This is a genomic window from Vibrio sp. 10N.239.311.G01 (genome assembly GCF_041465805.1).
In the GTDB taxonomy this organism is placed as follows: domain Bacteria; phylum Pseudomonadota; class Gammaproteobacteria; order Enterobacterales; family Vibrionaceae; genus Vibrio; species Vibrio crassostreae_C.
On sequence record NZ_JBFSRM010000014.1, the window covers coordinates 17,908 to 39,326 of the forward strand.

Consider the following 21,419-nt stretch of genomic DNA (forward strand, 5'->3'; position numbering starts at 1 on the left):
TCGAATATTCTAAACGAGAACGCCATTTCGTCTGCAGCTACTGTTTATAACTATCAACAAAATGGCGAGTGTTCATTCAGCTTTGTGAAATAGGCACGGCTATCTGATATCGAGCTAAGCGTTTTGAATTGGCTCAGGCTCTATATACAAAGGGTGTTTAGCTTTCTTTGCTAGGAAGAAGCTTAACCCAAATCGTGTCGCTGCCGTTGATGGTAACTGTGCGGTTGTAAGACTCGTAACCTTGTTTTGAAATGGTTACTTGGTGACGACCACTTGGTAGCGCAACCTCAAGAGGGGTGCTGCCATACTTAATGCCGTTGATGGTTACTGAGTCGTTGTACTGATCAGAACGTACCGTCACGTTAGCCCACTGTTTGTCACTCTTCTTAACGACTGCTGCGTCACTGCCTGTTAAACAGTAGCGAGTCGAAACATTCAATAGGTTACATGCTGCAACTGCTTCAGGTTTTGCTTGAAGTTGAGCTTGCATCTGCATGAAGTAAGAGTTGTTACCAGAGAAGCCGCTCTTGATCGCTTGGCTGTCTTGAACATGGATATTCAGCTGAACACCTTGTAAGTTTTGCTTCGCAAGTGTGCTTTCTGTGAGCTGCTCAAGTAATTGGCTCTTGAACGTTTGCACGGCTTTTTGATTGGTCAGGTGTTTACCCTGTGCAGTACACTCACCAAGTGTCATTGTTGATGAACATGTGGTGGTATAGCTGGTTTCAAGCACCGCACTTTCACGCAGTTCTGTTGCGATACGTTTTACGCGAGCTTCAACTTTTGACTCTCTCAAGTTTGCCAGCTCATTATTCAGGCGAGCTTGCTTTTGCTTGATTTGAGAAAGGTGAATTTCGCTCTCGTTGATCGCTTGTTCGTTATCTAGCTGAGACGATTGATTCTCTTTAACCGCAGCCCAAGCGTCTTGGTAACTTTTCTGGAAAGAGACTAAATCTGTTTCTGGATCTTCAAGCAAGCGACTGTACTGTTTGTCGAGTACAGACTTGGCTCTGTTACGTTTTGCCTTAAGTTCTTCACCTTCGCGCAACAACTTGCTGTTCTTGTTTTGAAGTTGTTTTAGGTTTTCAGTCGCCGATACTTTGGTTGCTGAAATACGCTCAATATCTGAGTTTTTCTCTGTTAGCTTTGCATCGATAGCTGAAACGGGATCGACTTGATTCAGTTCTTCAGCGGATACCGATGCAGATACCCAAAGTGGGGATAGCGCAAGTAAAAGCGCTGAAATTCGAAAGTTAGTCATAGGTCCCTGCAACTTGTAGATTGAAAATTGGCTCGTTAATAAAGTGTCTACTTCCTAGTTGTGAGTCACTAGTTATTAGCAATTAACACAGTACCCGTCTTTATACCGTTTTATTGCTATCCAATCTACTCAAAAGCCAAGTTTCGGTACTTCGGATACACTTTTTACAGGCTTATAGCCAATTATTTGAGCTATATAAGAAAATTTATTCATTATGTTGGCGTGAAAAAGCATTTATTGACCACATGGTTTTTCGTGCTTGTGTGATTGCTTGTGAAGTCCCTAAACTCGCCGGAACGATTGGTTTTACAATGCCCGTAGTTTGTACACTCTTGATCATCCTTCCGGAGGCATGATCAAGATGATCGCGATAATGATCTTTTCATTCTCGCGAGCAAATAACTCTCATGAGCATTTACAAATTCATCTTATGCGCATTTAAGAGTATTATTCTTACTATGTTGACCCGAGTATTTTTCTGTCATGTCTAAACCTTTACCCTTTCCTAACCTAGACCTTTCTCCGCTAGGCCTTACTGGCCCTCGTCCTGCTGAGATCATCACTTTGCCATCGCATATGGATTGCCACGATCACCATTATTCTCAGGTGGTGATTGGTTTAAAAGGTCAGGCGGAATTTGAAGTGAGTGGTAAGGGGAATCTTGTTGGCCCAGGACAAGGTTGTGTGGTGACAGCGAGCTCTGATCATGCTTTCGGCGGAGTGGTTGGTCAGTCGGATATTCTCGTGCTCAACATGCCTATGCCAACCGATGATGACCCTCTGATGCTAGAGAAGATTAACCAGTTAGAATCATCGAACGTCTACTTCCAATTAGACGCGCAAATTCAAAAGCTTATCCATATGTTGGTGCAAGAAATGCAGGCGAGCCCGGATGATCTATTGTTAAGCCGTGCCTGCAATGACACGGTGATCGCTCTGATGCAAAGGCACATATCGGCATTTGAAACCTCAATTAAAGACTCGCGTTTTGATCTTGAAGCACTGGATCGCTACATCGAGCAACACCTCGCGAATAAGATCTCTGTCGCTCAGCTTGCGGGCAGCGTGTTCTTGGGCGAAAGCCAGTTCCATATGCTGTTCAAAGAGCAAATGGGCATTACCCCTCACCAGTATGTTCTTGGTAAGCGTATCGATCGTTCTCGCCGTTTAATTGAACAGGGTAACCTTAGCCTTGGTCAGGTCGCTGAACTGGCTGGTTTCTCCGGTCAATCCTCTTTTACTCACACCTTTTCACGCCTTCAAGGCATGTCTCCATCCCAATACAAAAAGAAAATTTCTGTTAAATAGTGAAACAAAACGGCATATTATTTTAAAGTTTCATATGTGACGTTGTGTTTGTTTTGTTAATAAAGCGAGTTTTTAGCAAAAAACTCGGAGTTTTTGACAAGTAATCCTTATATACTCTAAATACACTGCAGCCATTGTAGAGATCCCGGGCTAATTCCGGGTGTGAGATTAAGGAAAACGCATGTTTACAGCTACTGATGTGTTAAAGCCAGAATTCAACGAGCAGTCGCTTGATGATCTATGGTCGCTTATCTCACCATTATATATGGTGGATGAAACCCAATGGCTAGAGCAACTTCTGCCACTAGCTACCCCTTCTGAGTCTGAAAAGCAGCAAATCACAGACAAAACGACTTCTTTGATCGAAGCTATCCGTGCGGATAAGACTTCTATCCAGATGATCGATGCACTGTTGCTTGAATACAGCTTAGATACTCAAGAGGGCATCTTGCTGATGTGTCTGGCGGAAGCCTTGATGCGTATTCCTGATTCAGCAACGGCTGATGCACTGATTCGCGACAAGCTAAGCGTTGCGGATTGGAAGTCTCACCTGAAGAATTCTGACTCGGTTTTTGTTAACGCATCAACTTGGGGCCTAATGCTAACAGGCAAGGTGGTTGGACTTTCATCTAAAGAGCAGAGTGCAGGTCAAGCGGTTAACCGTTTAGTGAACAAGCTTTCTGAGCCGGTGATTCGTAAAGCGATGCACCAAGCGATGAAGGTGATGGGTCACCAATTCGTTCTTGGTCGCAGCATTGCTGAAGCGCAGAAGAACGGTAAGTCTATGCGTGACAAAGGTTTTACCTACTCATACGACATGCTAGGTGAAGCGGCACTGACCACTGCTGACGCAAACAAATACTTCAAAGATTACCTAATGGCGATTGAAGCCGTAGGTCGAGACACATACGTCTCTTCAAAATCTAGCCCAGCACCGTCTGTTTCTATCAAGCTTTCTGCGCTTCACCCACGTTATGAAGTGGCGAATGAAGACCGCGTACTGACTGAGCTATGCGACACGCTAGAGCAGTTACTGCGCCGTGCGATTGAGCTTGATGTTGCGATCACGATTGATGCAGAAGAAGCGGATCGCCTAGAGCTTTCGCTTAAGTTATTCGAAAAACTGTATCGCAGCGAGCTAGTGAAAGGCTGGGGCAAGTTTGGTCTGGTTATTCAAGCGTATTCAAAGCGTGCGTTACCGGTTCTGGTTTGGCTAAACCGCCTAGCAAAAGAGCAGGGTGATTTAATCCCACTTCGCCTAGTTAAAGGTGCTTACTGGGATAGTGAGATCAAATGGTCACAACAAGCTGGTTTCGATAACTACCCTGTTTACACTCGCAAAGAAGCGACTGATGTAGCCTACCTAGCGTGTGCGCGTTATCTATTGAGCCCAAGTGTTCGTGGCAATATCTTCCCGCAGTTTGCTAGCCACAATGCTCATACGGTTTCCGCTATTGCAGTGATGACAGACCATAAAGACTTTGAATTCCAACGCTTACACGGCATGGGTGATTCACTTTACAACCATGCAATGGAAGCTTACCAACAGTCGGTACGTATTTACGCGCCAGTTGGTAGCCATAAAGATCTACTGCCATACCTAGTACGTCGTCTGTTAGAGAATGGTGCAAACAGCTCGTTTGTACACCGTTTGGTTGATGCTCGTTGCCCTGTAGCAGAGCTAACACAGCATCCAGTCGACATGCTTTTGGCATTCGATACGTTGAACAACACTAAGATTCCTCTGCCGCCAGCGGTATTCCCTGAGCGTAAGAACTCATACGGTGTGAACATTGATATCGAGAGCGAAGCGCATCAGTTTGAAGAGCAAGTAAAAGGCTTTTTGAACAATCAATGGACTGCTGGACCTGTGATCAACGGCGAATCTCTTGCCGAAAGCATGATCAAGGCTGATCAGAATGTTGAACAAGTAACAGCACCTTACGATCGTCGTATTAGCGTGGGTCAGGTGGCTTTTGCAAACCTTGATCATGTTTCCGCAGCGATCACTGGTGCAGACGCCGCATTTGCTGATTGGAATGCGACATCGGTTGAAACCAAAGCCGCTGCGCTTGAGAAGCTGGCGGATCTGATGGAAGAAAACCTGGCTGAGCTGGTGGCAATTTGTCATCAAGAAGCGGGTAAGACAATTCACGACAGCATTGATGAAGTGCGTGAAGCGGTCGACTTCTGTCGTTACTACGCAAAACAAGCGAACAACCTACAAGGTTTTGAGCTAAAAGGCTTTGATGGTCTAACTCGAATCGCTTCGCGACAAGGTCGTGGTGTATTCGTTTGTATCAGCCCTTGGAACTTCCCATTGGCGATCTTCCTTGGCCAAATTACAGCTGCACTAGTGGCGGGTAACACGGTTGTGGCGAAACCTGCAGAGCAAACAAGCTTGATTGCGGCTCGCGCGGTTGAACTGATGAATGAAGCGGGCTTCCCTGCTGGCACGATTCAACTTCTACCTGGTCGTGGTGCAGAGATCGGCAGTGCGCTAACTAGCCACGATGCGATTGCAGGCGTTGCCTTCACGGGGTCAACCCCAACTGCACAACGCATTAACGTGTCACTAGCAAGCCGCAACGCTAAACCAGTACCGTTTATCGCGGAAACCGGTGGTCAGAACGCGATGATCGTCGACAGTACTGCACTGCCTGAACAAGTGGTTCGTGATGTGATTCGTTCTGCCTTTGCTTCAGCAGGTCAACGTTGTTCTGCGCTACGTGTGCTTTACATTCAAGAAGACATTGCAGATCGCGTGATTGGACTAATTCACGGTGCGATGGATGAGCTAAGCGTTGGTATTCCACATCTTCATAAAACGGATGTGGGCCCAGTTATCGACCAAAACGCGAAGCAGAAGTTGATGACGCACCTAGAAAATATGACTAAGACCCAGAAGAAAGTGGCTCAACTTTCTCTAGGAGCGGATTGTGAACATGGTGACTTTGTTCCACCAAGTGCATTTGAAATCGATGACATCAGCTGTTTGAAAGAAGAGCAGTTTGGTCCTGTACTGCATATCGTTCGCTTCAAAGCGAGTGAACTGGCGCAAGTGGTAGACCAAATTAACCAAACCGGTTTTGGCTTAACCATGGGCATCCACAGCCGTAACGAGACAACTTACCGTTGGATCGAAAAACACGTTCGTGTGGGTAACTGTTACATCAACCGTGACCAGGTCGGCGCTGTTGTTGGTGTACAACCATTTGGTGGTCAAGGCTTGTCGGGTACAGGCCCTAAAGCGGGTGGTCCTCACTACCTATATCGCTTTACTGATGTTCAGTTTTCTCAATCACAAGACAAGGCATAAGGAGCAGTATCATGGTTCATCAAGTGACAGGTTTTTCTGATGCTTTGTTAGCGTGGGAACAATGGAATCTTACCGATTTTGATCATAAGAGTGCTCAGGTACTTTCATTCAAATCAGAGATCGAAAGCCAATCTGCGCCTTTGGCAGCTGTGGCGACTTATCATCTAGAGCAAGCGTCTGCACTGCTTTCTGAGCATCACCTCATGGCGGGGCCTACGGGCGAAACCAATGAGCTGTATGCTGCAGGTCGTGGCGTGGCTTTGGTGATTGTTGATGATTGCGAAGAGAAAGTGCCAGCACTGCAAACAGCAACCGCGATGATTACCGCAGCACTATTAGCGGGTAACAGCGTGCAACTGTGCAGTGATGACGTGCAGTTCAATACCTTAATTGCTGACGCCGCGAAACAAGCGAATCTACCAACTAACTTGGTACAGGTTGCCTCGTACGACGCTGCTCAACAGCTGCTGTCTTGCGATGTACGTAGCGCAGGTTACGTAGGTAACTCACAAACGGCTCAAGCTATCAATTTACAACTTGCTAAGCGTGACGGTGCCATCGTCAGTTTAGTAGCTGAAACGGATCTGACAGCAATGCATGTTGCTCACGATCCACACTTATCGCTGCGTTTCATTACCGAGCGTACGCGAACTATAAATATAACAGCCGTGGGCGGTAACGCGACCTTGCTCGAACTTGGAAGCGAAGCTCACTAACCTTCAGTAACATTGGCTCTAAGCACTTTTGTTTTCTCCATTGTTGGTTTCACCATCTTTGGATTTAACTCATAGTGCCTTGGAGCCTCAATACCTAACTCAATGCACTCGCTTGCCTTTACGGTGAGTGTCTTGCATTGAATTAGGTATGGAAGGCTTTTTACAAATGAGGACTATCAAATGATAGAAAACAGTTTTGCAATAACGACGACGTTCATTGCGTATCTAATTATGATGCTGGCAATCGGTGTTATCGCTTACAAACGTACTTCTAGCTCGACAGACTACTTCCTAGGTGGTCGTTCGCTAGGCCCATGGCCTGCTGCACTTTCTGCTGGTGCATCAGACATGAGTGGTTGGCTACTACTTGGTCTACCGGGTTACGCTTATGCTGCTGGTTTTGAAGCATTCTGGCTTGCTGGTGGCCTGCTAGTTGGTACTTGGGCGAACTGGTTAATCAGTGCTAAGCGTCTGCGTACTTACAGCATTACAACAGAATCACTGACGCTACCTGAGTTCCTATCTCGTCGTTTCAATGATAATTCTAAGCTGATCCAAACAATTTCTGCTTTCTTTATCCTTTTATTCTTCCTTTTCTACACAAGTTCTGGCTTGGTAGCAGGTGGTAAATTGTTTGAAACAGTATTCGGCCTAGATTACACAACAGCGGTAATCATCGGTACAGTATGTGTGGTTTCTTACACGCTATTTGGTGGTTTCCTTGCGGTATCTTGGACGGATTTGGTTCAAGGTCTGCTGATGTCTGCTGCGCTATTGATTGTACCAATCGCAGCGATGAACGGTGGTCTTGGTCAGCTATCGACTGATCTTCACAACATCAACCCAGAGCTTCTCACGCTATGGAATGATGTGAAAGGTGAGCCACTTTCTGCTATCGCGATCATCTCGCTAGCGGCATGGGGCTTGGGTTACTTCGGTCAGCCACACATCCTTGCTCGTTTCAAAGCAACACGTAGCAACAAAGACCTAACAACAGCGCGTCGTATCGCGGTGGTATGGTCTGCTCTGTCTATGGTTGGTGCAATGCTAGTAGGTCTTGTTGGTCTAATCTACGTGACTAACTCCGGCGCGCCTAAACTAGACGATGGCGAGAAGATCTTCATGCTTCTTGTTAACGCAATGTTCCACCCAGTCATCGCCGGTATCCTACTTGCTGCAATCCTAGCGGCAATCATGAGTACTGCTGATTCACAGCTTCTTGTTTCTTCATCTGCAATGGCAGAAGACTTGTACAAGCAAATTCTGAAGAAAGACGCAACGTCTGAAGAGATCGTTCGTGTAGGCCGCTTCGCGGTAATCCTAATCTCTCTAATTGCACTTGTGCTAGCGATGACGCCAGACAGTTCAGTTCTTGGCCTTGTATCTTATGCATGGGCTGGTTTCGGTGCTGCATTTGGTCCAGCTATCGTGTTGAGCCTATACTGGTCTCGTATGAACCGTAACGGCGCTCTAGCGGGTATCGTGGTTGGTGGTGTTACGATTGTTCTTTGGAAGCAGTTCACGGGCGGTTGGTTCGATGTGTACGAAATCGTACCGGGAATCATCCTATCGACGCTTTCTATCGTTATCGTGAGCCTAATTACTGGCGAGCCTGAAGACGAAGTTAAGAAGCAACACGCTGAGTTCGAGAAGAACCTCGTTGAGCTAGACTAATTTACATTGTAAAACAGATGTGAATTAGCAAAGAACATGAGCTAAAAACAATAGAGTCACTTCGGTGGCTCTATTTTTTTATGTGAGTACGACCTTTGTCTTATTTCAAATTAAGTTTATTCGAGGTTTTCTGATATTGAAATGGGGGTTTACAATGTAAATCGAAAGCGAAGGATCTTGAGCGAGAAATGAAAGGTCTGTCTTGTTGGTGGCGTTTGATGTCAAAAAATAAAATAGAAAAATGGCTATTTTTTGAACTTGGCGCTCACTTTTGTCATTAGCTCGGTGAATTGTGGAACCGAATTGGACATGATGTGTCAATTGTCAGTAACCACTAAAGACCTATAGGACAAAGGTATGCCTGATCTCTATTGCAAAGGATGTAAAAAAACAACACTACATAAGTCTATAATGAAACGTTGTGAATCAGAGCCCGAGACAGCTTCTGGCCGTATGATGCAATGGACGTCAAAACTATTTAGTGGAAACCTGTACTACGATATGGAAACTCAGCACTTCTGCCGCACGTGCAATTGTCGTTGCGAAACAGGAAGTACTGTACCCCAAATTGGTTTAGCTTAACTTACAGTAAGCGCTCACTAATTTAGATCAAAAAACCTCCGTTTTAGGAGGTTTTTGCGTTTCTATGCGGCTTTGAGTGCTAGCTCGGCAACAATGGCGTCGCCATCAATCTTCACATCCCAACCATAGTTTGAGTATTCATTTGCTAGTGCCTGAGCAACATCTTTTGATACCGTTACGTGTGTCCATGAACCAATACCGTAAGGTTTATATGCGAGTTCTTGCGTTTTCATAATAGAGTCATCCTTTCTCTTTGATAATTATATTATTCACTTTGGCCTATATCCTTTCTTTCGTTTCCGGCTCAACTTATTTGTTAATCGGGTCATTTCTATAATAATTTGTTAATAACCAGAGTTTGATTTATAAGGGTTCTTATCTATTTGTATGTGTTTATATCTGGCGTGAATATCATCCGTGCATTTAGTTTTTAAATGTGTGAGCGAGGTTTTCTTCGATTGCACTTGGTATGGAATATACTGAGCGGAATTTAGAATGTTTAAGGAATGTTATGTCTCAGCATCAGCTCGATCGTATCGATAAAGAGATACTAAGAATTCTGCATATGAAAGGGCGTTTACCTGTTGTTGAACTGGCAAAACAGGTCAACCTTACGACGTCACCTTGCTCTGATAGACTCAAGCGATTGGAGAAAGAGGGCTACATCACGGGCTATCATGCTGAGCTTTGTTCAGAAAAGCTGGGACTCGATGTTCAAGTCTTTATTCATATCCGTCTCGATCAGACTAGCTTTTCGATCTTCGACAAATTTGCCCAAGCGGTAGAGATGATGCCTGAGGTGGAAGAGTGCTACTCACTGTCGGGTGACTTTGACACCATGATCAAGGTTCGAGTGAAAGACATGAAGGCGTATCAAGCGTTTATGGCAACTAAGTTGGGCACCTTACCTGGTGTGATTCAGACACGCAGTGAAGTGGTGATTGAAGAGCATAAAAAGGGTTTTGGCGTGAACCCTGAGTTGTTGGCAACTCTAAAATAGTGGCCTGCTTTCACCTTACCAAGGTGATTTAGATATAAAAAATGGAAGCTAATAAGCTTCCATTTTTTGTTGAGCGTCAGATAAAGAGCAATCCGATAAACGTGTTCGCCTTAAAGCGTAATGGCCGCAGAGATTAAGCCAATCACACCACCGAATACACCGCCCCAAACCACAAGCCAGCCAAGGTGTTTCTTGATCATGGTCTGAACCATCTCTTTAACCAGTTTTGGTGTTAGTTCATTCAAGCGCTGATCGATGATCGCCTCAATGTTCTCTTTAATTTCATCCATCATCGCAGGCGATTCTAGCTCGTCTTTGATGGCATTTTTTACAGAGTCACTCTTGCTGATTTCAATTACAGATTCTTGCATTTTCTCAACAAACGGCGCTTTCATTGGTTCTAGTGCTTCTGTGCCACCAAACATTGCCAACATACCGCCAAACTGAGAGTTCTCGATAACATGCACCAGTGAGTCGAATGCAGGGTTAAAGTCGATCTTCTGAATCACAGGCTCTAGATTGAGCGACTTTCCTGTCATCTCGCTGCTTAGGAAGCGGTCGATGTTACTTTCTGTAAAGAATTGCTCCATCATCAGTTGCTTGATGGCTGCCTTGAACTCTTCAAAGCGCGCTGGAATCACTCCAGAACCGTATAGGCCGGGTACTTTCTCGAACAACATGTGAATCGCAAGCCAGTTGGTGATGGCACCAGAAAAGGCGAATAGGCCTGCATAAAGCAAGTATTGGTTTGCTGTCGCATAGCCGCCAGCAAGCAGTGCTAACGTAATAACGTTAGTTAAGACACTTTTGTTCATGGTTGATCTCTAGAAAGAATATTGCGCGCATTTTAAGAAAAAAACGCCAAGAAAAAAACAAAAGGATCGATGAAGTTTATTGGACAGGTAGCAAAGAGCGCCAAATAGCAGGCATAAAAAGGCTAGCCTCCCCCCGAAGTCTAGCCTTATTCCAGAACGCGCAAGCGAGGCGTCTTTGGTGTTAATGTCATTATATAATTACGACATAACATTCTGCCATGTGTAATTTACCGCTAATAAACAAATTGGTGTGAATCACATCGCACTTTTAAAATAGCACAAAAATTAAGCGTTCGTAGCTTGCTCAAGATCATCGGCAATAAAGCCACCGGTCTGGTGATTCCACAATTGAGCATAGATGCCATTTTGTGTAATCAGCTCTTGGTGAGTGCCTTCTTCAACGATATTGCCTTGGTCGAGTACGATCAGGCGATCCATCGCTGCAATGGTCGACAGGCGGTGTGCAATCGCAATAACCGTTTTGCCTTCCATTAGCTCAATTAAGCTCTCTTGGATGGCCGCTTCTACCTCAGAATCGAGTGCAGAAGTTGCTTCATCGAGAACCAATAGTGGTGCATTTTTCAAAAGAACACGTGAGATAGCGACACGTTGACGCTGACCACCAGAAAGCTTAACGCCACGTTCACCTACTTGAGCATCGTAACCAATGTTGCCAAACGGGTCGGTTAGCGTTTCGATAAACTCATGCGCGTGTGCTTGTTTAGTTGCCGCGTATACTTCTTCGTCTGATGCCTCTGGTCGACCGTAAAGAATGTTGTCTTTGATCGAACGGTGCAGCAGTGAGGTATCTTGGGTCACCATACCAATATTGCTGCGCAGTGAGTCTTGAGTAACGCTCGAGATCTCTTGGTCATCAATCAGGATGCGACCACTTTCTACATCGTGGAAACGCAGTAGTAAGTTAACTAGGGTCGATTTACCTGCACCTGAACGGCCAACCAAACCCACTTTTTCACCCGGTTTGATGTTGAGGTTTAGGTTGTTGATCACCCCCTTATTCTCACCGTAGTTAAAGCTTACATTGTCGAAGTTGATACCGCCTTGTGGAACCTCCAGAGGCTTCGCGTCTTTCTTGTCTTCAATAGCAATAGGCTTAGACAGAGTTTTAATGCCGTCAATCACGGTACCAAGGTTCTCAAACAGACCACCAATTTCCCACATGATCCATTTCGACATGCCGTTAATACGCAGAGCCAAGCTGACCGCAATCGCGATTGCACCCACGGTGATTGCGCTATCTAGCCATAGGTAGATAGAGATACCCGCAATGCTGAACACCAATAGATAGTTAGCGAATTCCACGCAGATGTTGAAGCCGGTTACCAAGCGCATTTGGCGGTGCACAGTATCTAGGAAGCCTTCCATGCCTTCTTCGGCGTATTCGGTTTCTCTTTTACTGTGTGAGAACAATTTCACCGTCGCGATGTTGGTGTAGCTATCAACAATACGACCTGTCATCAGTGAACGAGCATCCGCTTGCTCTGAAGACACGTCTTTTAGCTTTGGCACGAAGTGCAGTTGAATACCGATGTAAACGAATAGCCAAATCAGCATCGGAGCCATCAAGCGCCAATCTGATTCAGCAAGCATGAACAGCATCGCCGTGAAGTAAACCGTCACGTAGACAAACACATCGACCATCTTGGTCACAGTTTCGCGCACTGCAAGCGAGGTTTGCATCACTTTGGTCGCGACACGTCCGGCGAAGTCATCTTGATAGAAGGACAGGCTTTGCTTCAAAAGGTAGCGGTGTGCTAACCAACGAATCGACATTGGGTAGTTGCCCAGCAAAGTTTGGTGAAGCAATAGCGAGTAAACACTGATCAAGATTGGCATCACAACCAACAGCAGAATACCGAGCCCCATCAATGTCGATTCGTTGTCTGCTAAGAAAGTGTCTGGGTTGCTTGTTGATAGCCAATCAACCAGTTGGCCCATGTAACCGAACAACGCGACTTCGATGATCGCGATGGTCATGCTCATTAGGCCGAGCAAGATTAACGGTTTTTCAAAACCTCGAGTGTAATGGCGGCAGAATGCCAGTATTCCAGTAGGAGGTTGTATCGGCTCTCCCTTTGGAAAGGCTTCAGTAAAGCCTTCAAATTTCTTGTACATAGATTTCCCTTTATAAACTAGTGCATCTATAAGCGACTGCATCGTTGGTGCAGCTTTGTTTTTATGGTCTTGATTCGAAATTTAACTGTCTTAGTTTGAAATTATATAAGCGCCCATGGGTTCTTATCAGTATTAAGTCATTCGATGGATTTTGTTCTAGCGCCTATTTAGGCACTTGGCTTTAAAGCACTAAAACTTTGTCTAAGCGATACAGGAAAGGTCCAAAGAGTGTCTTTCATGACGCTTATTTTAGATTGAATTAGACAGGAAAAGTTAAGCTTATTTCAAACGTAATTGATTGTTATGCAACGGTGATAATCCTAACGTTAAATGGATTGAATTGTAATCAAAACTCGTGATGGGCGAGAAAATGGAATCAGAATATTTATCCATAAAGTGACTTAACGAATATGCATACAGTTGGTTCTTTCTGATGTGCTGTTATCTTGCAGTAAAAATTACCGATTAATCTAAGATCTGCAGTAATTGTTTTGGATAAATATTCAAATCAATATTCTTTTCAGTGAATCTTGTCGTAACAAGTTGTTTACAATTCTGAAGTAAATAAAAGATAGGGACGGTTGAAATGTTAAACCTACACAAAAAATCACTTCATATCACTAATGTTCAAAACGCCAATTGCGTTGTTATGGTGCCACCAAAAGAGTTTAAATTTAACGAAGAAACAGCACGTGATAACGAATTTCAGCACAGAGTTAATCTGACCGAAGCTGAGGTGAAAGTAGAAACGATGGCCGAATTTAAAGCTATGGTCGCTTCGTTGCGTAAAGAAGGTGTGCAAGTTGTAGAGTTTGATTACCCAGAATTGGGCGTTGAAACTCCGGATGCTGTTTTCCCAAACAACTGGTTCAGTACCTGTAGTGATGGAAGCTTATTCACGTTCCCTATGGCGTGTGAAAACCGTCAGAATGAAGTTAAGCCAAATGCTCTTATTGAAGCGTTAGAAGCGTCGGGTCGCATTGTTAACCATAGCGAGTCTCTAGAGTCTTACATCGCGCAAGGTTCTTATCTAGAGAGCACGGGCGTGATGGTTATCGACCATATCAACAAGACCATCTACGCTGCGCTTTCTCAGCGTTGTGACCGCGAAGTGTTAGAAGATTATGCGAAGCGCATTGGTTATTCTCGCGTGGTCTCGTTCCAAACGGCATTACCGTCTGGCCAACCGATTTACCATACCAATGTGATGATGGCGATTGGCGATAACTTCTGCGTGATCTGTGATGAAGTGATTCCTGAGTTTGAACGCCGCTTTGTGGTGAAGTCGCTTGCTAAAGATAAGCAGGTTATCTCTATCTCAATTGATCAGATGAACCGTTTCTGTGGCAACATCCTGCAGCTTGAAACCGTGAATGGCGACAAGGTGATCGCGATGTCTCAATCGGCTTACGATGCGTTTTCTCCAGCCCAACTAGCTCAGCTTTCGACACATGGCAAGCTGCTACCATTTAACGTGAAAACGATTGAAGACATTGGTGGTGGTTCGGTGCGATGCATGTTGGGTGAGGTGTTCCTACCAACACGAGTTAATCGCTTGTAACAAGTATAGAAAGTATAACAAGCACTCACTTTCAGTAATGAATCTTTGAATACCACTCTTATCGCAGAGTGGTATTTTTGTTTTTGTCTTTCACATATAAGAGAACAGAGCTCGATACAGGAGTCAACGCGCAAAAGCTAATGGAAATAAGCTATGAAGCGTCCTTAAAAGCTCTGTGTTCGATGAACTGAGCCGACAGTGTTACGACTTCTTTGGAGTAGACGAGCGCCGTGTGGTTGAGTTTGAGGGCGTAAGTATCCGTTGCTCCTCTCAGGTTGGCGTCTTCGAGTGTGACTGTGCCATCGCCCGGGTTTCTTCCCAGAACAATACGTCCGACTCCGGCGTCGTAGGTACCTGTAATCACGCCAATCGGCACATCAATATCGTAGTCACCCAGGCCATCGCTTAAGATCATTTTGCTCGAACCAAATATAAAACCAAGCCCATGATTCGACAGTGTTTTGGCGATAGTTGCCCCATTGTGCGGTGTCCCTGCGGTAATAATGCAGGTGTCGGCAAAATTGGGCTGATAAAACTTAAAGTAGTGACGAATGAGTAAGCCACCGAGTGAGTGACCAAAGAAATAGACCTCATCGTATTCATTAAAGCGAGCATTCACGAAGCGATTGAGGCGTTTGGCTGCAGAAGGGAAACGCAGCGAGTTGTAGGCAAACTTGTGCGTTGTAAAGCCGCGTTTTTTGAAGTTTCTATCCAGATACTGCATGATCAACGCAGGCATATATAGACCATGAATTAAAACTATATGTTTGTTTTTATTATTCATTTTTGTCCTCCGTCTGATGATGTCCCCAGTATATTTAGTCGCAATTCTAAACTCAATAAAACTTGCTACGAATGAGACACAAAAGGCAGAGGTGTAAGTTATAAACAGTGCGTTCGTCATAGAGAAAAGGTGGGTTAGTCAGATCTCACTCCACCATACACATCTATGGTTAATCCGCCTTGTTTGGCGTAAGTATTGGGTGTTAGACTTTTTACCTTATTGAAGCTTCTCTCTAATGTCCTTTATCGCCAAGTTTTGCAATCCATGTCGAACTAAGCTCTTTTAATATCTTACGAATCAGTTCGCTGTGTCTATCTGTTTGACTTGCCGATATCTAAGGCACCAGTAGATCTTATGATTCTGAATTTTCAGTTTTGGTTAGCTCAGTATCACCTGCTTCACTTTTTGCTTCCGGTTCAACCAAAACTTTGATTACGCCTTTTTGTAGGATCAGGTTATTAGGGTAGGTGATAATGTTGCCCGAACTGTGTCGAAGAATAACATGGAACATGGTGATATCGATGATCACACCGCTGATGTCTTCGTCTTTCTCCGCGACTCTTACTCTGTCGCCAATGCGATAAGGGAAGACGAAAAATATTAGTACGCTGGCTGTGAGGTTACTTAGAATCGACCATTGCGCGAATAAAGCGACACCCAGCACCGCAAATATCGAAGACAAGAACAGAGAAATATCACCAAAACCCAAGTTAAGAACAATCGTAAACACAGCGATGAAGAGTAGAAACAGAACAATATTGAAACACTTAATCACGAACTGCTTTCGCTTCAATTCGACACGTTTATTTTCCGCTAATGTTTCTATCCAGTTCTTACCTAAGCGTTTGATCACCCAATACACAGTGATAAGAAGTAAACCTAAAACTACTTGTCTAAGCCACATATTGGATTGCAAAAACTCAACCATTAAATAAACCTCAATTTTTTCAAAATAACGACCTCTGCCGCTATGACCACGAGCAGCCCAACGCAAAATAGTGGAAATGCTATCGGGTTATCTGTTCCGGGTATCCCAGCGATATTGACACCCAGTAAACCGGTGAAAAACCCAGCAGGGAGGAAAATACCTGCAATGATAGAAAATAGGTACGTATTTCTATTCATTTTTTCAGCTTGTTGCTGACTTAGGCTCGCTAAAAATACATTAATTTGTTCGATGTAAAACTCAACAGACTCGTTAATTCTCAGGATGGTATCAAGGCTGTTCTTTATATGACTGTTGTGCTTACTCAATGGCGCAGGTAGGTCACTCATTAAATCTTCAAAAACGTATTTCTGTGGCTTCAAATAACGCCTTAGTCTGAGTAGCCTTGAATGTAGAGCGTTAATGGATCTTATGTCGATATTGGATGTAGATTCTAACTCGTCAATTAATAGTTCGACGGGTGCTAGGAAGGTTGAAATACTGTGGTTGATTCCACGGATCATGCCCAACAACACATCAGGTAATGATGTAGGGCCTTGGTTTTGTTTGAGATCAGATATCAGATTACTGACCGCTTTTGAAGGAACTTTACGTGTCGATATTAAAGTGCCTTTGTACCATAAGATGCGTAGGCTAAGCATGTCGTCAGGGTTAGCACCTTCGTTTAGATTAATGCCTCGCAGAATCATCAAAAAACAGTCGTGGCCAAATTGTTCGAACCGAGGGCGGGTGTCATCGGTGAGTAATGAATCGATGATGGCATTTGGAACCGTATTACTGTGGAGCCATTCTCTCAAACCGTCAGCATCTCTTTGGCAGTGATACCAAGTTGATTGCTCGAATGAGGCTGGGCTGGTGGTGTGTTCATGTGCCACCCCCTCAGAAAATTGCCAGCTTGAAATTATGAAAGCGTCCATTCATTTGTCCTTAATGATATGACGTAAACATTGATATTATGCGCCATTCAGGCGCGGTATTGAACTGAGCTTAATCGTGGTAAGTTCAATGAGCGATGTGAGTGAGATGAAGCCTAATAAGACATGTTGGTCTTTGGAGTACGACGGACTCTTCCATTATTGTCTCTATTAAATGTAGCTCATTGTTTCGTCGTTATAAATTAGCACTCTGGCTCCATGTTAGCGACGAAAAAAAAGAAAAGACCGAGGTCTTTTCTTTTTAGGGGAAGTTGAGGAGAGCTTGTTCAGGCAACTCGAGTTTTCCGATGGTTTACATAAGCAAAAACACTACCGACACGCAGCAAAAATGTCTTGGTTTTCTCGGTATTCTTTGGTTTGTACATCCATTAGGCCGAGTAAAGAATCGAACAGGTTATCTTGGGAGAAGCTCTGTTCTTTGCCTGCCTTTCTTAAGCAGGTCTGGTTTATCCCTTTCTGCTCGGCGAAACCATCAGACATCCATAGGATCATAGGCACATGGGTTTGCTCTTTCGGTGCCAATGAATAAGGCATGCCGTGTAAGTAGATGCCATTTTCTCCCAATGATTCTCCGTGATCGGAAATGTACATCAGCGCGACATTGTACTTATCGGTGAGTTTCTCTAGTTTCTGAATAGCCTGTGATAGAAAGAAATCTGTGTACAAGATGGTGTTGTCGTAGGTGTTGACCACTTGCTCTTTGGTGCAGTTTTCGATATCAGAACGTGGGCAGTCTGGCACAAACTTCTTATGATCTTCTGGGTATCGCTCAAAGTAAGTTGGGCCGTGAGATCCGGAGATATGATAGAAAATGATGCTATCTTGTTTAAGATCTTGAGTATCTTGTTCGAAGTTCTCTAGCATGGCTGTGTCATAACACACATCGTTATTACACAGCGGGTCGCTGTCTTTGGCGACGAGAGTCATCTCTTTGATTCGATGTGCGACCGCCTTGTCTCCACCATCGTGCTCTCGCCAGATAGAGTGAATGCCCGCGCGGTTCATAATGTCGACTACGTTATCTTGGTTGTAGGCTTTATCACGATCGTAGTTGCTGCGATTCATGTTAGAAAACATACACGGCACAGAAACCGCAGTGGCTGTTCCGCATGACTGAACATCAGAGAAAAAGATCGGGTTATAGGGTTTGGTATGAGCATTGGTTTCTTTCTCATAGCCATAATATTGGTAGTTATATACACGTGCCGTTTCACCAAGAACAAACACCAATAAGGTTGGTTTTTCAGCTTGTTTAGCTTCTGGTTTTAGCTGCGCATCTAAGCCGATTTCTTGGTAAGGAATCGGTTCTTTGATGTAAGTATTGTTGATGTATTTTGCGGTTGAAGCGACGTATTCGGTCGGAATGATCATCTTTTTAAGATGAGAGTTATTACGACCAATCGATGCGTAATCTTTGTAAAACAACCCGGCAATGATGGCAATGACGATCAACGAAGAGAGCAATCCAATCGCCTTCCAAATAGCAAAATCTTTCCAAGATTCTTTTTCAAGATCCGTAAATAAAAGCAGCAGTGACGGGACTCCTCCCATCAGAACAAACCATAAAATAGAATAGCTGCTTAGGTAGCTAGCAGCCTCTCCGCTGTTGGTTTCGAAGACGTTTTCTATCATTCCATAGTCTACAAAAATGCCGTAGTTGAACATGCTGTAGCTGACTAAAGAGGAAGTAAGTAATAACAAGATAAAAAAAGCTTTGGCGAATATCGGCCAGTTGAATACTTGAAAGATAAAGTTGAATGCGGCGAGAAAGAAAAATGGGATCGAGATGATAAACCCAATGCTTTCGGCTTGTGAGGCACTAAGAATATTGAACAGTTCGCGTGAGATAGGCAAGTTAATGACAAGCAGGTAATACACTGCCAAAACGAAAGGGAGTTTGTTTATCGACATGTTTAAGCGTGGTAGATTCATAGGTCTTGTCTTCCTGTGTCACTTATCCCTTTATTTTAGTCTCGCTACCAAGAAAGCTCTAATATCAACGCATAAAGCTCAATCAGTGATGGTGAGCGATAAACTGGCTAAAGTGAAATGACGCTAAGGTGTGTAGATACAAAAAATTTACTTTACTGAGTGACCTTCATGACAAGGTGGAACAGCAAAGTGAATTAGTATGTTCAGCTTATTCTATGTGGTTCAATCACATTAGAAGTTGTATGAACCACCGAAGCTAATGCTTTTGAAGGCAAGCGTGTGGTCACCAGCTGATATTTGAGAGTTACCAAATTGGACTGTGTCGTCTACGCTCACTGCATCCGCTTGCGAGATTAAGCGTAGCGTTAGGTGTTCGATTGGCGTGTATTCAACACCTACACCAAAGTGGAAACCCGTACCGCTGTCATCAGCGTAACCAGCACTCTTATTTGCGTTTAGGTCAACAGAGCTTAAACCAGCCAATACGAATGGGCGGATTGTGTTGTCGAATGTGTAACCAAGATTTGCTGACAAAGAAACAGACGTCGGAGACAGCTTTTCAGCGCTATTTTTGTAGTTTGCGTAATCTGTGTAGCCAAGTTCAACACCTACGATACGGTTGAATTGGTAGCCGCCGTATAGGTTGTAGCCCATGCCATCTGAATCTAAGCTACCGTGACCGTCTGTGTCAGAATCTTGGTAGACACTAAGTCCGCCACCAATGTACGCACCGCCGTCAGTACCTGCTGCTAAAGCTGGAAGAGAAACTGCGCTGATTAAACCCAGTGCTAATGCTGATTTCGTTATCTTGTTCATCTTTGTTACTCACTCTTAAATGTCATGCCAGTATCAATCATTTTTATTTTGCGACCTTTCGACCGTTGGTGAGTATTATTCCGTAGTCTTGTATGTATTACTGTATGGCTTTGTAAGCTGAATCGTTACATAGTAGAAAAAATACACATCAGGTTGCTTAGTGAGTCAGGCTGTTTAAAACAAGGAATAAACATGCTAACGAAACAAAACACAGGTTTGGTGGTTGTGGACGTACAAGGCAAGCTCGCACGCCTTGTTGATGAGAGCGATACGCTGATTGCTAATTGCGGAAAGTTAGCTCAAGGAGCGCAGATTTTGGGGTTGCCAATTATTAGCTTGGAGCAGAACCCACAAAAGTTAGGTGCTACGGTCGACGAACTGAATGACCTATTGAGTGATGCTAAGCCGATACCCAAATTCACTTTCAACGCGTGTGATGAGCCTAAGTTTGTTGAGGCGGTGCAAGCCAAGGACGTGGATACTTGGTTAGTGTGTGGTATTGAGGCTCACATTTGTGTTTATCAAACCACAATGGGGTTGTTGGAACTTGGGTACAATGTTCAGGTAGTTGGCGACTGTATTAGTTCAAGAACGGCGCTCAACAAGGATCTGGCAATCCGCCGATTAACGGATGCTGGTATCCAAATCACAGGATTGGAAATGAGCTTATATGAACTGGTAAAGGACTGCCGCGCACCAGAATTTAAGTCCATTCTATCCTTGATTCGTTAATCACCGAGAGGCTGTCTATCGCCACCGCCTCGGTAGGAATCGAGCGCAACTTTCAAGCGACGTAGTTTGTCGCGCGAACGGTTCTTGTGATTGACTGCCATACCCATTGAAAGCACATCCACCAACGCCAGCATTGCGTAGCGAGATGCTGATGGCTTGTAGATGAAGTCGGTTTCCATATGTTTGATTGGTAACAAGATATCCGCAATTTTTGCTAGCGGTGTGTCTTGTGGGGTAATAGCGATAATCTTAAGTCCGTACTGCTTGGCTAGCTCGGCAGTTTCAGTGATCACGGGCGTAAAGCCTGTCGCTGAAATCATCACCATTACGTCATTAGCATCTGCCGTGGCTGCAACCATACGTGACATCAAGCCATCGTTGTACGACACCACTGGATAGCCCAAACGAAACAGTCTATGTTGCAGCTCTTGAGAAGCAATGGTTGAACCACCACCCATACCAATAGCAATGATCTGTCTGGCGTTATGCAGCCAGCTGACTGCGGTTTCAACGTCTTGCTCTTTGAACAGAGTGCGGTTGATGTCTAGGCTCTGCTTGATCGATTCGTAGATACCTTGATAACCCGTTTGGTCAACAGGCTCGAGGATAAAGCGCTGGCCAACGGTTAGTGTCTGAGCAAGCTTGATCTTCATATCACGCACGTTGTTACAGCCGATCGCTTTAGCAAAACGTGTGATGGTGGCTTCACTGACTTGAGCACCCTCAGCAAGTTCTGTAATGCTGGCATTGGCAGCAAAATCAATGTCGTCCATGATCAGCTTGGCGACTTTTTTCTCTGCATCACGAAGTACGGGAAAACGCTCCGTAATCTGTGAAATGATATCTACTTCTAAACTCAAGAATCCTGATCCTTTGTTGATGGGGCTATTTGCTAATACCTA

At 44.4% G+C, this 21,419-nt stretch carries 17 protein-coding genes and 1 pseudogene; 7 read left to right on the top strand and 11 right to left on the bottom strand.

The features are described 5' to 3' along the window. Positions 1–157: 157 nt before the first annotated feature. Positions 158–1,261 carry a PEGA domain-containing protein gene (locus AB6D06_RS12715; RefSeq protein ID WP_017065149.1) on the bottom strand — a complete coding sequence of 368 codons (1,104 nt, stop codon included), beginning with the start codon at positions 1,259–1,261 and terminating at the stop codon, positions 158–160. Between the two features lie 483 nt (positions 1,262–1,744). On the opposite strand from AB6D06_RS12715, the gene AB6D06_RS12720 reads away from it, so the two are divergent. The 4 genes from AB6D06_RS12720 to putP all read left to right on the top strand — a co-directional run bounded on the left by AB6D06_RS12720 (position 1,745) and on the right by putP (position 8,278). Continuing rightward, complete coding sequence (locus AB6D06_RS12720) at positions 1,745–2,569, top strand: AraC family transcriptional regulator (protein WP_017065150.1); 825 nt, start codon at positions 1,745–1,747, stop codon at positions 2,567–2,569. A 181-nt stretch (positions 2,570–2,750) separates the two neighbouring features. Next, a complete protein-coding gene (putA, locus tag AB6D06_RS12725) occupies positions 2,751–5,888 on the top strand; it encodes a bifunctional proline dehydrogenase/L-glutamate gamma-semialdehyde dehydrogenase PutA (RefSeq protein ID WP_372110389.1) in 3,138 nt (1,045 codons plus the stop codon). 11 nt (positions 5,889–5,899) lie between these two features. After that, complete coding sequence (locus AB6D06_RS12730) at positions 5,900–6,604, top strand: 1-pyrroline-5-carboxylate dehydrogenase (RefSeq protein ID WP_372110391.1); 705 nt, start codon at positions 5,900–5,902, stop codon at positions 6,602–6,604. A gap of 183 nt (positions 6,605–6,787) precedes the next feature. Further along, positions 6,788–8,278 carry a sodium/proline symporter PutP gene (putP, locus tag AB6D06_RS12735; RefSeq protein WP_229647623.1) on the top strand — a complete coding sequence of 497 codons (1,491 nt, stop codon included), beginning with the start codon at positions 6,788–6,790 and terminating at the stop codon, positions 8,276–8,278. 644 nt (positions 8,279–8,922) lie between these two features. Here putP and AB6D06_RS12740 read toward each other — a convergent pair. Then, positions 8,923–9,093: a hypothetical protein gene (locus tag AB6D06_RS12740; protein WP_017061196.1), complete on the bottom strand. Its 171-nt coding sequence runs from the start codon at positions 9,091–9,093 to the stop codon at positions 8,923–8,925. A gap of 278 nt (positions 9,094–9,371) precedes the next feature. Between AB6D06_RS12740 and AB6D06_RS12745 the strand changes: the two genes are divergently transcribed. Then, entirely contained in the window at positions 9,372–9,860 is a 489-nt protein-coding gene (locus AB6D06_RS12745) for an Lrp/AsnC family transcriptional regulator (RefSeq protein ID WP_004732526.1), read from the top strand. A gap of 110 nt (positions 9,861–9,970) precedes the next feature. Here AB6D06_RS12745 and AB6D06_RS12750 read toward each other — a convergent pair whose 3' ends face one another. Further along, positions 9,971–10,675, bottom strand: coding sequence for a DUF445 domain-containing protein (locus tag AB6D06_RS12750; protein WP_372110392.1), 705 nt, complete (start codon positions 10,673–10,675; stop codon positions 9,971–9,973). Between the two features lie 285 nt (positions 10,676–10,960). Further along, positions 10,961–12,811: an ABC transporter ATP-binding protein gene (locus tag AB6D06_RS12755; RefSeq protein WP_017065156.1), complete on the bottom strand. Its 1,851-nt coding sequence runs from the start codon at positions 12,809–12,811 to the stop codon at positions 10,961–10,963. 586 nt (positions 12,812–13,397) lie between these two features. On the opposite strand from AB6D06_RS12755, the gene AB6D06_RS12760 reads away from it, so the two are divergent. Then, complete coding sequence (locus tag AB6D06_RS12760) at positions 13,398–14,372, top strand: arginine deiminase-related protein (protein WP_017061193.1); 975 nt, start codon at positions 13,398–13,400, stop codon at positions 14,370–14,372. A gap of 151 nt (positions 14,373–14,523) precedes the next feature. On the opposite strand, the gene AB6D06_RS12765 is transcribed toward AB6D06_RS12760, so the two are convergent. From AB6D06_RS12765 to AB6D06_RS12790, 6 genes and pseudogenes are all read right to left on the bottom strand, one after another. After that, entirely contained in the window at positions 14,524–15,156 is a 633-nt protein-coding gene (locus AB6D06_RS12765; protein ID WP_050647609.1) for a triacylglycerol lipase, read from the bottom strand. A gap of 134 nt (positions 15,157–15,290) precedes the next feature. Then, a pseudogene (locus tag AB6D06_RS12770) lies at positions 15,291–15,490 on the bottom strand (AraC family transcriptional regulator); the annotation flags it as partial. 18 nt (positions 15,491–15,508) lie between these two features. Beyond that, positions 15,509–16,084 carry a mechanosensitive ion channel family protein gene (locus AB6D06_RS12775; protein WP_017070158.1) on the bottom strand — a complete coding sequence of 192 codons (576 nt, stop codon included), beginning with the start codon at positions 16,082–16,084 and terminating at the stop codon, positions 15,509–15,511. Continuing rightward, positions 16,084–17,019, bottom strand: a complete 936-nt coding sequence (locus AB6D06_RS12780) for a CorA family divalent cation transporter (protein WP_017062015.1) — start codon at positions 17,017–17,019, stop codon at positions 16,084–16,086. The genes AB6D06_RS12775 and AB6D06_RS12780 overlap by 1 nt, the downstream gene beginning before the upstream one ends. A 327-nt stretch (positions 17,020–17,346) precedes the next feature. Beyond that, positions 17,347–18,969 (bottom strand): phosphoethanolamine transferase, encoded by a 1,623-nt coding sequence (locus tag AB6D06_RS12785; RefSeq protein WP_372099532.1) that lies wholly within the window; start codon positions 18,967–18,969, stop codon positions 17,347–17,349. Positions 18,970–19,200: 231 nt separating this feature from the next. Next, a complete protein-coding gene (locus AB6D06_RS12790) occupies positions 19,201–19,785 on the bottom strand; it encodes a porin family protein (RefSeq protein WP_102333566.1) in 585 nt (194 codons plus the stop codon). A 192-nt stretch (positions 19,786–19,977) separates the two neighbouring features. On the opposite strand from AB6D06_RS12790, the gene AB6D06_RS12795 reads away from it, so the two are divergent. Next, complete coding sequence (locus AB6D06_RS12795) at positions 19,978–20,517, top strand: hydrolase (RefSeq protein ID WP_108184970.1); 540 nt, start codon at positions 19,978–19,980, stop codon at positions 20,515–20,517. Here the strand turns inward: AB6D06_RS12795 and AB6D06_RS12800 are convergent. Continuing rightward, positions 20,514–21,377 (bottom strand): MurR/RpiR family transcriptional regulator, encoded by an 864-nt coding sequence (locus AB6D06_RS12800; protein WP_065206557.1) that lies wholly within the window; start codon positions 21,375–21,377, stop codon positions 20,514–20,516. The genes AB6D06_RS12795 and AB6D06_RS12800 overlap by 4 nt on opposite strands. Positions 21,378–21,419 lie beyond the last annotated feature (42 nt).

Coding starts and splice junctions, on each gene's coding strand:
- AB6D06_RS12715 (WP_017065149.1), bottom strand. CDS start 1,261: ATGACTAACTTTCGAATTTCAGCGCTTTTACTTGCGCTATCCCCACTT.
- AB6D06_RS12720 (WP_017065150.1), top strand. CDS start 1,745: ATGTCTAAACCTTTACCCTTTCCTAACCTAGACCTTTCTCCGCTAGGC.
- putA (WP_372110389.1), top strand. CDS start 2,751: ATGTTTACAGCTACTGATGTGTTAAAGCCAGAATTCAACGAGCAGTCG.
- AB6D06_RS12730 (WP_372110391.1), top strand. CDS start 5,900: ATGGTTCATCAAGTGACAGGTTTTTCTGATGCTTTGTTAGCGTGGGAA.
- AB6D06_RS12740 (WP_017061196.1), bottom strand. CDS start 9,093: ATGAAAACGCAAGAACTCGCATATAAACCTTACGGTATTGGTTCATGG.
- AB6D06_RS12745 (WP_004732526.1), top strand. CDS start 9,372: ATGTCTCAGCATCAGCTCGATCGTATCGATAAAGAGATACTAAGAATT.
- AB6D06_RS12750 (WP_372110392.1), bottom strand. CDS start 10,675: ATGAACAAAAGTGTCTTAACTAACGTTATTACGTTAGCACTGCTTGCT.
- AB6D06_RS12755 (WP_017065156.1), bottom strand. CDS start 12,811: ATGTACAAGAAATTTGAAGGCTTTACTGAAGCCTTTCCAAAGGGAGAG.
- AB6D06_RS12760 (WP_017061193.1), top strand. CDS start 13,398: ATGTTAAACCTACACAAAAAATCACTTCATATCACTAATGTTCAAAAC.
- AB6D06_RS12765 (WP_050647609.1), bottom strand. CDS start 15,156: ATGAATAATAAAAACAAACATATAGTTTTAATTCATGGTCTATATATG.
- AB6D06_RS12775 (WP_017070158.1), bottom strand. CDS start 16,084: ATGGTTGAGTTTTTGCAATCCAATATGTGGCTTAGACAAGTAGTTTTA.
- AB6D06_RS12780 (WP_017062015.1), bottom strand. CDS start 17,019: ATGGACGCTTTCATAATTTCAAGCTGGCAATTTTCTGAGGGGGTGGCA.
- AB6D06_RS12785 (WP_372099532.1), bottom strand. CDS start 18,969: ATGAATCTACCACGCTTAAACATGTCGATAAACAAACTCCCTTTCGTT.
- AB6D06_RS12790 (WP_102333566.1), bottom strand. CDS start 19,785: ATGAACAAGATAACGAAATCAGCATTAGCACTGGGTTTAATCAGCGCA.
- AB6D06_RS12795 (WP_108184970.1), top strand. CDS start 19,978: ATGCTAACGAAACAAAACACAGGTTTGGTGGTTGTGGACGTACAAGGC.